This window comes from Thauera aromatica K172 (genome assembly GCF_003030465.1).
GTDB lineage: Bacteria > Pseudomonadota > Gammaproteobacteria > Burkholderiales > Rhodocyclaceae > Thauera > Thauera aromatica.
The window spans coordinates 1,186,632-1,200,918 of the sequence record NZ_CP028339.1; the positions used below are offsets into that span (position 1 = coordinate 1,186,632).

Genomic DNA, 14,287 nt, shown 5'->3' on the forward strand with positions numbered 1-14,287 from the left:
TGTGCTGGAAGCGGAAGCGCTTCGGGCAAAAGTTGCGAAGCCTTCCGCGGAGGCGGGTAAAATGATCGGTCGATATCGGCAGGATTGACGAGCTTCAGCGACATGAACACATCGAGGACATTGCATGAGTCCCGACGATGACGGCGCCTTGCCCGTCAGCGCGGGCCGCCCGGCGGGCGTCTGTTACCTGATCGGACGGCTCCACCACGCGCTGGGCCGCCGCATGCGCGATGCGCTGGCGCCGCTCGGATTGAGCGTCGCCCAATACACGGTGCTGTCCTTCCTCGAGGGGCAGGTCCAGATCAGCAACGCGCAGCTTGCCGAACGCTCCCTGGTTTCGCCGCAATCGGCCAATGAAATGGTGAAGACCATGGAGGCCAGAGGCTGGGTGTCACGTCAGCCCGACCCCGGGCACGGGCGGGTCGTCCGCCTCGGCCTGACCGCTGCCGGACGTGCCCAGCTGGCGGAAGCTCACGTGCGCATCTCCAGGCTCGAGGCGCACATGCTGGGGAGGTTGAGCGAGACCCAGCGCGGGGCGCTGCCGAAGACGCTGCGGGAAGTCCTGCACGCGCTGAGCGCGATGATCATCGACCCGGTCCTGGCTGCGGAAGTGTCCGGTGACGAGCCCTTTACCGAACGCAAGAAGACCGGAAAGCCTGCCCGGAAGGCGTGAGCACAGCGGGAGCGTTACGGGCGGCCGGTCGGAGAAGAGGAAGGCGTGCCCGGGCCGAAGCCGATCGGGGCCGGGGCGAGGCGGAGGATGGTCTGGTACAGGGTGCGCGCTTCCTCGCCCGGCTTGATGCCGAACAGCGGATTGTCGTGGGCGCGGAAGGCGGCGCCGATGGTGGCCCAGTCTTCTGCAACGAGGACGCGCTCGGCCAGCGGCAGGAGCAGGTCTTCCTCGGCGTGGAGGTGGGCCCATTCGAAGCCGACGTAGCGTTCGGCGAGTTCGAAGAAGGCCTGGTCGGCGCCTTTGTCGCCGTTGCGGAAGGCGATGAGCTTTTCCTTCAGGAGCTCGATCATCGGGTAGCCGAGCTGGTGTTCGCGTTCGAGCCGGGCGACCAGGGCGTCAGCTTCGTGGGTGCGGCGCTTGATCGCGGCAAAAAGGAATTCGTCTTCCTTGGGGTGATGCCAGCGATCCGGGTAGGACACGATGTAGTCGAGGATCGCCTTCAGCAGGGTGAAGTCCGGCGGCGTGCCGGCGCGCATCTCGCGTACCAGATAGCGTAGGGTGTAGAGCACGGCGCTGATCGCGAGATGCTCGTCCTTGATGATCTGGATGACTTCGGCTTTCAAGATGTGCGCTTCCTTTTGCGGGGGGAGGGGAGTCGGGGGTCAGCTGGTGACGATTTCCCGCAGTTTCTGGAAGCAGGCGTCGATGGTCAGACCGGAAGTGTCGATCACGGTATCGGCGCGCGCGTACAGCGGCTCGCGGGCATTGAGGATGCGCTTGAGATCTTCCATCGCCTCGTCGTTGCCGGCCATCGGGCGCAGGTCGCCCTGGGCCATGACCCGTGACATGTGCTCTTCGGGCTGGGCCTTGAGCCACACCGTCAGGCAGTTGGAGAGCAGCATGTCGTAGGTTTCGGGCTGCGACACGACGCCGCCGCCGGCCGAGATCACCGCCCGGTCGTGGTCGCGGATCACGCGCTCGAGTGTTCGCTGCTCGATGCGGCGGTAACCGGTCTGCCCGTAGAGCGCGAAAAGCTCGCTCGACGGCATGCCGGTTTCCTTTTCGATCTCGCCGTCGAGCTCGATGAAGGGGACGCCTTGTGTGGTGGCGAGGCGCTTGCCGAGCGTGGTCTTGCCTGCGCCGCGCAGGCCGATCAGGGCGATGCGCTTGCGGCGCGCGGCTTCCTCGTGACCGAAGTCGCGCATCAGGCGGAACACCACGTCTTCCAGCCGGTGCCGGGGCAGGCGTTCGAGAAAGCGGCGGATCAGGCGGCGTTCGACGGTGTCTTCGGTCTCCACCGCGAGCAGCTCGATCAGTGGCACGTCGAGGGCGCGGCTGATGTGGCGCAGCAGGACGATGGAGACGTTGCCTTCGCCGGCTTCGAGATGGGCGAGGTGGCGCTCTGATACGCTCGCTTCGCGCGCCACCAGCTTGCGGGTCATGCCGCGGCGATCGCGGATCTCGCGCACGCGCTTACCGAGCGCGTCGAGAAATTCGGCATCGCTGCGGGTGTCGACCTCGGCATCGCCGTCATTTGGTGTGGCATTCAGGCTGTCGTCGATCTGGGTGCTCATGCTTGCATCCTTCGTGCACCTTTGTTCATTCTGCCGATGAACAATAATGCTTAAAAAAAACAACTGTCAATATAAATTGTATTTTAGTGCAGGACTGAGATGGGGTGTAAATCAGCTTCCCATCGTTGTCTGGCTGGACATGCTATATATGGCATGCATTGTTGGACTTCAACCCTTTTGGGTGCGAGGGACTTGCTTGACAGTGCCTCATCTGAGTGTATTCTGCTTCACATTTTGATGCTTGTTATGCATTTTATTGCATTCTGTCAATCGTTAAGGAGAGCAGCATGTACACTCTGAGTGTGGCCGATCACAGCAATACGCCGCCCGCCATCAAGATTCCGGAGCGCTACAACGCCGCCGATGACCTGATCGGGCGCAACCTGCTTGCAGGGCGTGGAGGCAAGACGGTCTACATCGACGATGCCGGCTCCTACACCTACGATGAGCTGGCCCTGCGCGTGAATCGCTGCGGCAGCGCCCTGCGTACGACGCTCGGCCTGCAGCCGAAGGATCGCGTGCTGGTGTGCGTCCTCGACGGCATCGATTTTCCCACCACCTTCCTCGGTGCGATCAAGGGCGGGGTCGTGCCGATCGCGATCAACACCCTGCTCACCGAGAGCGATTACGAATACATGCTGACCGACAGCGCGGCCCGCGTCGCCGTGGTGTCGCAGGAACTGCTGCCGCTGTTCGCCCCGATGCTCGGCAAGGTGCCGACGCTCGAGCACCTCGTCGTCGCCGGCGGTGCCGGCGAGGACAGCCTGGCGGCCCTGCTCGCGACCGGCTCCGAGCAGTTCGAGGCGGCGCCGACGCGGCCCGACGACCACTGCTTCTGGCTCTACTCTTCCGGCTCCACCGGCGCGCCCAAGGGCACGGTCCATATCCATTCCGACCTGATCCATACGGCCGAACTCTATGCGCGCCCGATTCTCGGCATCCGCGAGGGCGACGTGGTGTTTTCGGCGGCGAAGCTGTTCTTCGCCTATGGGCTGGGCAACGGCCTGATCTTCCCGCTCGCGGTGGGCGCCACCGCGGTGCTGATGGCCGAGCGCCCGACGCCGGCCGCGGTGTTCGAGCGCCTGCGCCGCCACCAGCCGGACATCTTCTACGGCGTGCCCACGCTCTACGCCAGCATGCTGGCGAACCCGGACTGTCCGAAAGAGGGCGAGCTGCGCCTGCGTGCCTGCACTTCGGCCGGCGAGGCCCTGCCCGAAGATGTCGGCCGGCGCTGGCAGGCGCGGTTCGGCGTGGACATCCTCGACGGCATCGGCTCCACTGAAATGCTGCACATCTTCCTGTCGAACCGGGCCGGTGACGTGCATTACGGCACCAGCGGCAAGCCGGTGCCGGGCTATCGGCTGCGGCTGATCGACGAAGACGGGGCCGAGATCACCACGGCCGGAGTCGCGGGCGAGCTGCAGATCAGCGGGCCGAGTTCGGCGGTGATGTACTGGAACAACCCGGAAAAGACCGCCGCCACCTTCATGGGCGAATGGACGCGCAGCGGCGACAAGTACCTCGTCAATGACGAGGGCTATTACGTGTACGCCGGGCGCAGCGACGACATGCTCAAGGTGAGCGGGATCTACGTGTCGCCGATCGAGGTCGAGTCGGCGCTGATCGCGCACGAAGCGGTGCTTGAGGCCGCGGTGGTGGGTTGGGAGGATGAGGATCATCTGATCAAGCCGAAGGCCTTCATCGTCCTCAAGCCCGGCTACGGCGCGGGCGAGGCCTTGCGCACCGACCTCAAGGCCCACGTCAAGAACCTGCTGGCGCCGTACAAGTATCCGCGCTGGATCGAGTTCGTGGACGATCTGCCCAAGACCGCTACCGGCAAGATCCAGCGTTTCAAGCTGCGCAGCGCCTGAGCGCGGGCGGTTGCGGCAGGAGCCTGCGCCCGCCGGCGCCGGGCGGGCGAGTGGCACATGGCGATGGGAGGATCGCAGCGCTTGCCGTGCGTCAGTAAGTTTCGACGTGGAAACGGCCCTTGGCCAGCAGTTCCGGGCGCAGGGCTTCCCAGTCCGTGCCGTGGGCGCGGCAGATGTCGCGGAAGGCTTCGAGGACACCGGCTTCCATGCCCTTCAGGCCGCAGATGTAGATGAAGGCGTTGTCGTCGGTGAGCATGCGGAACACTTTGTCGGCACGCTCGCGGATGCGGTCCTGGACGTAGCGCTTGGGCTCGTCGGGGACGCGCGAGAAGGCGAAATTGATGTCGATGAAGTCTTCCGGGAGCTTTTTCAGCGGGCCGAAGTAGGGCAGTTCGCCGGGCGCGCGCGCGCCGAAGAACAGCATCAGCTCGCCGCCTTCTTTCTGCTCCATGCGTCGGCGGCGGCGTTCGGTCATCGCCCGCATCGGCGCCGAGCCGGTGCCGGTGCAGATCATCAGCAACGACGAACCCGGGTGGTTGGGCATCAGGAAGGTCGAACCGTAGGGGCCGGTGACCTGGACCTTGTCGCCTTTTTTCAGATCGCACACGTAATTGGAGGCGATGCCGCGGGCGGGGTGGCCGTCGTGATCTTCGGTGACGCGCTTGACCGTCAGCGACAGGTTGTTGTGGTGCGGGCGCTCGCCTTCACGCGGGCTGGCCACCGAGTACATGCGCAGCAGGTGGGGCTTGCCGTTGGCGTCGGTGCCCGGCGGGATGATGCCGATCGACTGGCCTTCGAGGACCGGGAAGGGGGTCGCACCGAAATCGAGGACGATGTGGTGGATGTCGCTGGAGGCGTCGTCCGCGGTCAGCCGGTAGTTGCCGGAAACCGTGGCGGTGAGCGGCCGGGTGGGGGTGTACAGATTGACGTAGGGGTGGGACGCCGACCACGGCGCCAGTGCCGGTCCGCCCTGGCCGGCGGTGGCGACGTCGGTGATCTGCTGGACCTCGGGCGGGGTTTCCTCGCCGCTGAGGGCACCCAGGGTGGCCTCGAAATTGTCGAACTCGGTGGTGTCGGGCAGCGCGTCCCAGGAAAGCTGCTCTTCAATCGTATATGAGCGGGTGCCGTCGACATTGCGCCAGGAGTCGATCGCGCCGGTCGGACAGGGCGAGATGCAGGCCAGGCAGCCCTTGCAGACGTCGAACTTGACCACGTAGTTGCGGGCGTCGTGCGTGATCGCGTTGATCGGGCACATTTCTTCGCAGGTGTTGCAGCGAATGCAGACCTCGGGGTCGATCAGGTGCTGACGGGCGATGGTGGCGTGCTCTGCGGGCGCGTTCATGGCGGGTCTCTTCCTTGGCGGGTGGAGCGGCAGCGAAGGCGGTGCCGCGGGCGTGTCGATCGTTTCGGCACAAAGCGGGGCCGCCGCGCGAGGGCGGCCCCGTTCGTGCTCAGTTGAAGCGGACGTAGTCGAAGTCGACCGGCTTGTTGTTGATGCCGCGCGCCGGGGGGGCGATCCAGTTGGCGAACTTGCCCGGCTCCAGGCAGCGGCCCATCAGCGAATGCACGTACAGGCGGTCCTCGTCGCTGGGCAGCCAGTTCAGGTGCTGGTGGGTCCATTCGGCTTCGGACAACAGGCGGCCGTCGGGGCTGACATGGACGTCGGCGAACATGCCGATCGCGCGATGGAAGCCCTTGTGCGGCAGGGTGAAGCGGAAGTCGAAACCGAACTTGGCCGGGATCCGGTTCCAGCGGTCGACGCCGGCCTGCACGTCGGTGATCCAGTCGTCGCGCAGGCGCTCGTTGAGTGCCGACAGCGCGCCGACGTGGCGGCTCAGGATCTTGTCGCCGGCGACGTCCATCACCTCGTACTCGGCGCTGAGCAGCTTGTGGTCGTCGGCGATCTTGGTTTCCTCGAAGCGCCCCTTCAGCCCGGTGGTGTAGTAGGTGGCGGCGTTCGACGACACCTCGTTGCCGTACAGGTCGCTGGTGACGCTGAAGTGGAAGTTGAGGTACTTCTGCAGCGTCGGCAGGTCGATGACGCCGGCGGCGCGCAGCTTGTCCTTGTCGTCGGTCTTGAGTTGCTGCATCACTTCGCAGGTGCGCTGGATGATGCGGGCGATGCCGGATTCGCCGACGAAGAGGTGGTGCGCTTCCTCGGTGAGCATGAACTTGCAGGTGCGTGCCAGCGGATCGAAGGCCGATTCGGCGAGCGAGGCGAGCTGGTACTTGCCGTCACGGTCGGTGATGAAGGTGAACATGAAGAACGACAGCCAGTCCGGCGTCTTCTCGTTGAACGCGGTGAGGATGCGCGGGTTGTCCTCGTCGCCGGAGCGGCGCTCGAGCAGGGCCTCGCCTTCCTCGCGGCCATCGCGGCCGAAGTGGGCATGCAGCAGGTAGACCATCGCCCACAGGTGGCGGCCTTCCTCGACGTTCACCTGGAACAGGTTGCGCAGGTCGTACAGCGACGGCGCGGTGAGGCCGAGGTGGCGCTGCTGCTCGACCGAGGCCGGCTCGGTGTCGCCCTGGGTGACGATGATGCGGCGCAGGGTGGAGCGGTATTCGCCCGGCACTTCCTGCCACACGTCATCGCCCTTGTGGTCGCCGAAGGTGATCTTCTTGTCCTGTTCCTGGGGGGCGAGGAAGATGCCCCAGCGGTAATCGGGCATCTTGACGTGGTCGAAGTGGGCCCAGCCGGTCGGGTCGACGCTGACCGCCGTGCGCAGATAGACGTCGTAGTCGGTCGAGCCTTCCGGGCCCATGTCCTGCCACCAGTTGAGGAAGGCCGGCTGCCAGTGCTCCAGGGCGCGCTGCAGGGTCTTGTTCTCCGACAGGTTGACGTTGTTCGGGATGCGTTCGCTGTAGTTGATCATGTCTCTACTCCTCGATGGGGAATGTGCCGGCCATGGTGGGGGGGATCACGGCCGGCATGGGGGTTACATCCGGCTTACACCCGGTTCCAGTCGAATTGCGCCTTCTTGCCCGAACCGAACAGCTTCAGCGCGCCGTTTTCGCCGACCGCGTTGGGGCGGATGAAGATCCAGTTCTGCCACGCCGACAGGCGGCCGAAGATGCGCGTGTTCATGGTTTCGGCGATGCCGAAGCGCAGGTTGGCTTCCAGCCCGGTGAGCGCATCGGGCGACAGGCTGGCGCGTTCCTCGCAGGCGATGCGCACTTCGTCGGCCCAGTCGAGGTCGTCCGGGATCGCCGTCACCAGGCCCAGCTCCATCGCCTCGGCTGCGGTGAGCAGCTCGCCTTTGCGCGCCTTTACCGCCGCCACCGGGCCTTCTTCCTGGTAGAAGCGCGCGGCGATGCGCGACAGGCCGTTGACCATCGGCAGGGGGCCGAAATTCATCGCCGTGAGGCCGATGCGGTTGGCGCCGTCCTCGTCGTCGCGCAGGTAGCTGCGGTCGGCGGCAAGGGCGATCTCGAGCAGGGTGCCGGCAAAGCACGAGCCCGGCTCGATCAGCGCGTAGAGGCTGCGCGAGGACACGTCCAGACGCGCCAGGGTGCGGCGCAGCATGCCGAGCGTCTCGCGCACGAACCAGTGCTGCTGGTGGGCGACGAGGGTGGCGTCGATGTCCATCACGACTTCGGTGTCACCTTCGGTGCGCAGCAGCCACAGGCCGATGTCGAGGTGGTTGGTGCGCAGGTTGAGGATCGCGTCGTCGAGTTCGCGCGCCATCTTCAGCGGCCACCAGTCGGCGCCCTGGGCTTCGATTTCGGCAATCGTGGTCGCGGTGACGGCGGCCGGGGCGCGCACGGTCAGGGTCACGCTGCGGGCGGCGGCGTCGATCGCGGCATCGACGAATTCGTAGTGGTAGCCGGAGGCATCGACGCTGCGTTCGAGGGTCGGCAAGGCCACTCCTTTCGCCCCGGCAGGGCGGTCGGAGCCGGCGGCGAGCGCCTGCGCGCGTTCGGCGATGTGCTCGGCGAACTGCTGCTGCTTGACCACGGCATCGACCAGGCGCCACTCCACCGCGCGCTTGCCGCGCACGCCTTCGGAGATGGTGCAGAAGATGTCGGCGTGGTCGCGGCGCACCTTGCGCTTGTCGGTGACCCGGGTCAGCCCGCCGGTGCCCGGCAGCACGCCCAGCAGCGGCACTTCGGGCAGCGACACTGCGGAGTTGCGGTCATCGATGAGCACGATCTCGTCGCACGCCAGCGCCAGCTCGTAGCCGCCGCCGGCAGTGGTGCCGTTGCACGCGGCGATGAACTTGAGGCCGGAGTACTGGCTGGAATCCTCGATGCCGTTGCGCGTCTCGTTGGTGAACTTGCAGAAGTTCACTTTCCAGGCGTGGGTGGAGACGCCCAGCATGTAGATGTTGGCGCCGGAGCAGAAGATCTTCGGCTTGCCCGAAGTGAACACCACGCTGCGCACCGACGGGTGCTCGAAGCGGATGCGCTGGAGCGCGTCGTGCAGTTCGATGTCGACGCCGAGGTCGTAGGAGTTCAGCTTCAGCTTGTACCCCGGGCGGATGCCGGCGTCTTCATCGATGTTCAGGGTCAGGGTGGCGACTTCGCCGTCCACTGCGAGCGACCAGTGCTTGTATCGCGACGGCTCGGTGCGGTAATCGACGGCGTCCTGCTTCACGGTGCTTGCTGTGTCCACGTTCGTCTCCTCCTCAAAGGGGTTCGGCCGGGGCGGGGCCGTTTTGATGCTGAAAGTTTCGTCTGTCTTCCGCTTTTGGGGTGCGGGGTGCTTGGGGCCGCAAATCGCGAGCCGTGGTTGAACAATAGTGCAGCTCGTTTTTCGAGTCAACACAAATAATGCACTTTCTTTCTTGTGGCATCTTTTTTTATGCGGCGGATTTCTGTTTTCTCTCCCGCGTTGCTGCCGTATTCTGATCTAAAGGTTGTTTTGATGCCTTAGATTTAGAGTTTGCATGCAAGATATTGCTTGACTCGCAAGGGAATGAAGGTACTCTATGAACACATAAAGGCGGCCTCGGGTTTGGTGGCCAGTGTGGCCCCTGTCACCAAGTACACAATAGGAGACGACATGAAACTGGCAAATCATCTATGCGGGCGGTGGCAGGAAGGCGGCGGAGAAGGCCTTGCCTTGCTCGACCCGGTAAGCGGAGAGCCGCTGGTGTCGGTTTCTTCCGAAGGGCTGGATCTGGCCGAGGCGCTGGCGTTTGCCCGTCGTGAGGGGGGGCGTGCGCTGCGCGCCATGACCTACGAGATGCGCGCTGCGGCGCTGACCCGGGTGGCCGATGTGCTCCAGGCGAAGCGTGCCGACTACTTCGACATTTCCCTGCGCAACTCCGGCGCCACCGAGGCCGACGCTGGTTTTGACGTCGATGGGGCGATCTTCACGCTGAAGGCCTATGCGCGCGCCGGCAAGGTGCTCGGCGCTGGGCGCTGCCTGCGCGAGGGCGCGCGCGTGCCGCTGGCCAAGGACGGCGTGTTCCAGGGGCAGCATTTCCTCGTGCCGATGAGCGGTGCGGCGATTTTCATCAACGCCTTCAATTTTCCGGCCTGGGGCTTGTGGGAAAAGGCTGCTCCTGCGCTGCTTGCCGGCATGCCGGTGTTCGTCAAGCCGGCCACGCCGACGGCCTGGCTGGCGCAGCGCATGGTTGCCGACGTGGTCGAAGCCGGTGTGCTGCCGCCCGGCGCGCTCAGCATCGTCTGCGGATCGGCGCGCGACCTGCTCGATCATGTTGGCGAATGCGACGTGGTGTCCTTCACCGGCTCGGCCGACACGGCGGCGCGGATCCGTAACCATCCGGCCGTGGTCGCGCGCGCGGTGCGCATCAATGTCGAGGCCGACAGCGTCAATAGCGCCATCCTGGGGCCCGATGCGGTGCCGGGAAGCGCGGAATTCGATCTGGCGGTGAAGGAAATCGTGCGCGAGCTTTCGATCAAGGCCGGGCAGAAATGCACCGCGATCCGCCGCGTGCTGGCCCCGGCACCGGTGGCACGGGCGCTGGCCGATGCCGTCGCCGCCCGCCTCGCGAAGATGCCGGTGGGCAATCCGCGCACCACCGGAGTGCGGATCGGGCCGCTGGTCAGCAAGGCGCAACAGACGGCTGCCCTCGCCGGCCTGGCGAAGTTGCGCGAGGATGCTGAAGTGGTGTACGGCGGCGACCCGGATTTCGTTCCGGTCGACGCCGACCCCCGCCAGGCTGCCTTCGTCCAGCCGACGCTGCTGTTTTGCGAGAAGGGACTGGCGGCACGCTACGTGCACGATGTCGAAGTGTTCGGCCCGGTGGCGACCGTGCTGCCCTACGCCGATGCCGCTGAAGCGGTGGCGATCGCACGTCGCGGCGGCGGTTCGCTGGTGGCTTCGGTGTATTCGGCCGATCCGGCCTTCGTCGGTGCACTGGTACCAGCGATCGCCGATCTCCATGGCCGCATCATGGTGGTCGACGCGGCGGTCGGGAGCAATCACACGGGGCATGGCAACGTGATGCCGACCTGTCTGCACGGCGGCCCCGGACGGGCCGGCGGCGGCGAGGAACTCGGCGGCCTGCGTGCGCTGGCGATGTATCACCGCCGTCACGTCGTGCAGGGCGGGCCGGCGGTGCTCGAGCTGCTGTCGCAAGAGGCGGTCGATGCGGCTTTGCTTGGCGCCTGAGTCCGGCCCATCTACCCTTGAAGGCAGGGGAAGGCCCCGTCGGCCGGTGGAATGACGCATTCCCGGCGAGGGGCGGGTGGTGTCGGGCGGTTGCACCCGCCATCGTCCGCCTCGCCCGCCATCGCCGCCCTGCCGGACTTCCCGAGTGTTGCACCTGAAAGGAGTGTCTGCATGACCCCTGAACATTTTCAGCAGCTGATTGCCGGCGTTACCCGTGAAATCGAAGGCCGGGCGCTCGACGCCGCGCTCGCCGATTTCCTCAACCAGCGCTTTCCGGCCCATGGCGCGGAATTCCGTGCCATTGCCGATGCCTGTGCGCAGGCGGTGGCGGCGGGCTGGATGTGCGAGCGCGAGCACGGAGGGATCCGCTTCGGCCGGGTCATCAAGCCGTGCCCGGAACTGGCTGGCTTCAGCGTGGACGTGGTGGAAATGGCCGATGTGGCCGGCCCCCACCATGTTCATCCGCAGGGCGAGATCGACATGATCATGCCGCTCGAAGGCGATGCCAAATTCGACGGCCATGGCGCCGGCTGGTTCGTCTACGGCCCGGGCAGTGCGCACTGTCCGACCGTCAGCGGCGGGCGTGCTCATGTCCTGTACCTGCTGCCGCAGGGGGCGATCGAGTTCACCCGCCGCTAGCGGCGGCGGGCGTCCGCCGTGATGGCGCGCCGGTTTACGTTTTTACCATCCTCACCCTCAACCCCAACCCGGGCTCGCCGGCAAAGGCCGACATCGAGATCGGCCAGGGCGCGAGTGCCGGCTCAGGAGCGGGCGACGGCGCCCGCTCCGGAACTGGACCGGGCCCCCGACCAAGCCAACCAAGGAGGAGACCTCCATGCCTACACTGAGTGCGGCGGATCACACCGCGAGTCCGCCCGAAATCCGCATCCCGCGCCACTACAACGCAGCCGACGACCTGATCGGCCGCAACCTGGACGCCGGCCGCGGTCCCAAAATCGCCTATATCGACGACGAGGGGCGCTATTCCTTCGATGAGCTGGCGCGCCGGGTGAATCGCTGCGGCAGCGCTCTCGGCGAGGTGCTCGGCCTGCGCCGGGAAGAGCGGGTGCTGATGTGCGTCCACGACACCATCGACTTTCCCACGGTTTTCCTGGGCGCCATCCGTGCCGGCATCGTGCCGATCGCGGTCAATACCCTGCTCACCGCGAGCGACTACGAATACATGCTGACCGACAGCCGGGCCCGCGTCGCGATCGTGTCCGAGCCACTGATGGCGGTGTTCGGCCCGCTGCTGGGCAAGGTGCCGACGCTCGAGCGCATCATCGTCGCCGGCGATCCCGCGGCCGGGGCGGACAGTCTGGCGGCACTCCTCGCGCAGGGGCGGGAGGCCTTTCCCGCTGCGCCGACCGTTGCCGATGACGCCTGCTTCTGGCTCTATTCGTCCGGATCGACCGGTGCGCCGAAGGGCACCGTGCATATCCACTCCAGCCTGATCCATACCGCCGAACTGTATGCGCGCCCGGTCCTCGGCATTCGCGAAGACGACGTGGTGTTTTCGGCGGCGAAGCTGTTCTTCGCTTACGGCCTCGGCAACGGTCTGACCTTTCCGCTGGCGGTGGGCGCCACCGCGGTGCTGATGGCGGAGCGGCCGACTCCGGCTGCCGTGTTCGAGCGCCTGCGCCAGCACCGCCCGACGATCTTCTACGGCGTACCCACGCTCTATGCGTCGATGCTGGCCAGCCCGGACTGCCCGGCGCGCGGCGAACTGAATCTGCGGGCCTGCACTTCGGCCGGTGAGGCCCTGCCCGAGGAGATCGGCCGGCGGTGGACGGAGCGTTACGGGCTGGACATCCTCGACGGCATCGGTTCCACCGAGATGCTGCACATCTTCCTGTCGAACCGCCCCGGTCAGGTGCGCTACGGCACCAGCGGCATGCCGGTGCCGGGCTACCGGGTACGGCTGATCGACGATGCCGGCAATGAGATCACCGCCCCCGGTGAGCCCGGTGAGCTGCAGATCAGCGGTCCGACTTCGGCCGTGTGCTACTGGAACAACCGGGAAAAGAGCCGCAGCACTTTCCTCGGCGAATGGACGCGCAGCGGTGACAAGTACCTGCTCGACCAGGACGGCTACTACGTCTATGCCGGGCGCAGCGACGACATGCTCAAGGTGAGCGGGATCTACGTGTCGCCGATCGAAGTCGAGTCGGCGCTGATCGCGCACGAAGCGGTGCTCGAGGCCGCGGTGGTGGGCTGTGAGGACGAGGATCACCTGATCAAGCCGAAGGCCTTCATCGTCCTCAAACCGGGACTGGAGGCCGACGAGGCCTTGCGCGAGATGCTGAAAAACCACGTCAAGGCTATGCTTGCGCCCTACAAATATCCGCGTTGGATGGAGTTCGTGGAAGAGCTGCCGAAGACCGCGACCGGCAAGATCCAGCGCTTCAAGCTGCGCGGGATGGGCGCACGGTGAGAGCGGGAAATGTTCGCGTGAATCGTTGATGAAACGATTAAAAAATATCTTGATTAGCAATGATGATCAGCCAAGCTGGCCGGCCACGGTCGCCGGGCCTATACTGTATGTACGTACAGTATATCTGGTGAGAGGTGGAGCCATGGCAATGAACCGAATCCAGTTTCAACCCGGCCTGTCGATGCCCGAGTTTCTCAAGCGCTACGGGACCGAAGCGCAGTGCGCGGCGGCGTTGGAGCAGGCGCGCTGGCCGCAGGGGTTTCGGTGCCCGAGTTGCGATGGGGCCGCCTACAGCCGGGTGCGCGGGCGAACCCACGCGCTGTTCCAGTGCCAGGCCTGTCGGCATCAGACCTCGCTGATCGCGGGCACCGTGATGCAGGGCACGAAATTGGCCCTGACCGTGTGGTTCCTCGCGATCTACCTCATCAGCCAAGCCAAGACCGGTCTGTCGGCGCTCGCCCTCAAGCGGCACCTGGGGGTGAGCTACCCGACCGCCTGGCTGATCCACCACAAGCTGATGCAGGCGATGGCCGAACGCGAGCAGCGCTATGTCCTCGAAGGCCAGGTCCAGATCGATGATGCCTACCTCGGCGGTGAGCGCAGCGGAGGCAAGGTCGGTCGCGGCTCGGAAAACAAGGTCCCTTTCGTCGCCGCCGTCTCCCTCAGTGATGACGGCCACCCCTTGCGCGCCAAACTCACGCCCGTACCGGGCTTCAGCCTCCAGGCGATCGGGCAGTGGGCGACGACGCATCTGGCCCCCGGCAGCACTGTGTTCTCCGATGGGCTGGCGTGTTTCGGTGCGGTCACGGCGGCTGGATGCACGCATCAGCCGACCGTCGTCGCTGGACGCAAACCGAAGGACTTGCCCGAATTCCAGTGGATCAACACCGTGCTGGGCAACCTCAAGACCAGTCTGAACGGGAGCTACCATGCATTCGACTTCCGAAAGTATGCGGCGCGTTACCTCGCCGCTTTCGCCTACCGCTTCAACCGCCGATTCGATCTCCGGGCACTGCATACGCGCCTGCTCGTCGCCGCAGCCAACTGCGGGCCGCTCCCGCAGCGCGCGATTCGGACCGCTGAGGTTCATTGCTAATCAGGAAAAATATTATACAATCGCGACTGAACTGGAATTCACCGTGTTGCCGGTGGAGT

General features: G+C 65.6%; 11 protein-coding genes. 6 read left to right on the forward strand and 5 right to left on the reverse strand.

Translation table 11 applies throughout. From position 1 onward, the window contains the following. Positions 1 to 124: 124 nt before the first annotated feature. Positions 125 to 673, forward strand: a complete 549-nt coding sequence (locus Tharo_RS05705) for a MarR family winged helix-turn-helix transcriptional regulator (protein WP_107220368.1) — start codon at positions 125 to 127, stop codon at positions 671 to 673. A gap of 14 nt (positions 674 to 687) precedes the next feature. Here the strand turns inward: Tharo_RS05705 and Tharo_RS05710 are convergent, their stop codons facing one another. After that, a complete protein-coding gene (locus tag Tharo_RS05710) occupies positions 688 to 1,296 on the reverse strand; it encodes a hemerythrin domain-containing protein (protein WP_107220369.1) in 609 nt (202 codons plus the stop codon). 39 nt (positions 1,297 to 1,335) lie between these two features. Beyond that, positions 1,336 to 2,247, reverse strand: a complete 912-nt coding sequence (locus Tharo_RS05715) for a helix-turn-helix transcriptional regulator (RefSeq protein WP_107220370.1) — start codon at positions 2,245 to 2,247, stop codon at positions 1,336 to 1,338. A gap of 287 nt (positions 2,248 to 2,534) precedes the next feature. Between Tharo_RS05715 and bclA the strand changes: the two genes are divergently transcribed. After that, positions 2,535 to 4,118 carry a benzoate--CoA ligase gene (bclA, locus tag Tharo_RS05720; protein ID WP_107220371.1) on the forward strand — a complete coding sequence of 528 codons (1,584 nt, stop codon included), beginning with the start codon at positions 2,535 to 2,537 and terminating at the stop codon, positions 4,116 to 4,118. A gap of 91 nt (positions 4,119 to 4,209) precedes the next feature. Here the strand turns inward: bclA and boxA are convergent, their stop codons facing one another. From boxA to boxC, 3 genes are all read right to left on the reverse strand, one after another. Then, on the reverse strand, positions 4,210 to 5,460 hold the full coding sequence (gene boxA, locus Tharo_RS05725; RefSeq protein WP_107220372.1) for a benzoyl-CoA 2,3-epoxidase subunit BoxA: 1,251 nt from the start codon (positions 5,458 to 5,460) through the stop codon (positions 4,210 to 4,212). 109 nt (positions 5,461 to 5,569) lie between these two features. Further along, positions 5,570 to 6,991 (reverse strand): benzoyl-CoA 2,3-epoxidase subunit BoxB, encoded by a 1,422-nt coding sequence (gene boxB, locus Tharo_RS05730; protein ID WP_107220373.1) that lies wholly within the window; start codon positions 6,989 to 6,991, stop codon positions 5,570 to 5,572. Between the two features lie 74 nt (positions 6,992 to 7,065). Then, positions 7,066 to 8,730, reverse strand: coding sequence for a 2,3-epoxybenzoyl-CoA dihydrolase (gene boxC, locus Tharo_RS05735; protein ID WP_107220374.1), 1,665 nt, complete (start codon positions 8,728 to 8,730; stop codon positions 7,066 to 7,068). 390 nt (positions 8,731 to 9,120) lie between these two features. On the opposite strand from boxC, the gene Tharo_RS05740 reads away from it, so the two are divergent. From Tharo_RS05740 to Tharo_RS05755, 4 genes are all read left to right on the forward strand, one after another. After that, positions 9,121 to 10,698, forward strand: coding sequence for a 3,4-dehydroadipyl-CoA semialdehyde dehydrogenase (locus Tharo_RS05740; protein WP_107220375.1), 1,578 nt, complete (start codon positions 9,121 to 9,123; stop codon positions 10,696 to 10,698). Positions 10,699 to 10,869: 171 nt separating this feature from the next. Continuing rightward, entirely contained in the window at positions 10,870 to 11,337 is a 468-nt protein-coding gene (locus Tharo_RS05745) for a 4-hydroxylaminobenzoate lyase (RefSeq protein ID WP_107220376.1), read from the forward strand. 196 nt (positions 11,338 to 11,533) lie between these two features. Then, positions 11,534 to 13,132, forward strand: a complete 1,599-nt coding sequence (locus tag Tharo_RS05750) for a benzoate-CoA ligase family protein (protein WP_107220377.1) — start codon at positions 11,534 to 11,536, stop codon at positions 13,130 to 13,132. 142 nt (positions 13,133 to 13,274) lie between these two features. Then, positions 13,275 to 14,228: an IS1595 family transposase gene (locus Tharo_RS05755; RefSeq protein WP_107219617.1), complete on the forward strand. Its 954-nt coding sequence runs from the start codon at positions 13,275 to 13,277 to the stop codon at positions 14,226 to 14,228. The last annotated feature ends 59 nt before the right edge of the window (positions 14,229 to 14,287 follow it).

What these genes read in the sequence shown, in the direction of transcription:
- Tharo_RS05715 (WP_107220370.1), bottom strand. Translation starts at nt 2,247, where the DNA reads ATGAGCACCCAGATCGACGACAGCCTGAATGCCACACCAAATGACGGC.
- Tharo_RS05740 (WP_107220375.1), top strand. Translation starts at nt 9,121, where the DNA reads ATGAAACTGGCAAATCATCTATGCGGGCGGTGGCAGGAAGGCGGCGGA.
- Tharo_RS05705 (WP_107220368.1), top strand. Translation starts at nt 125, where the DNA reads ATGAGTCCCGACGATGACGGCGCCTTGCCCGTCAGCGCGGGCCGCCCG.
- Tharo_RS05750 (WP_107220377.1), top strand. Translation starts at nt 11,534, where the DNA reads ATGCCTACACTGAGTGCGGCGGATCACACCGCGAGTCCGCCCGAAATC.
- boxB (WP_107220373.1), bottom strand. Translation starts at nt 6,991, where the DNA reads ATGATCAACTACAGCGAACGCATCCCGAACAACGTCAACCTGTCGGAG.
- bclA (WP_107220371.1), top strand. Translation starts at nt 2,535, where the DNA reads ATGTACACTCTGAGTGTGGCCGATCACAGCAATACGCCGCCCGCCATC.
- Tharo_RS05755 (WP_107219617.1), top strand. Translation starts at nt 13,275, where the DNA reads ATGGCAATGAACCGAATCCAGTTTCAACCCGGCCTGTCGATGCCCGAG.
- boxA (WP_107220372.1), bottom strand. Translation starts at nt 5,460, where the DNA reads ATGAACGCGCCCGCAGAGCACGCCACCATCGCCCGTCAGCACCTGATC.
- Tharo_RS05745 (WP_107220376.1), top strand. Translation starts at nt 10,870, where the DNA reads ATGACCCCTGAACATTTTCAGCAGCTGATTGCCGGCGTTACCCGTGAA.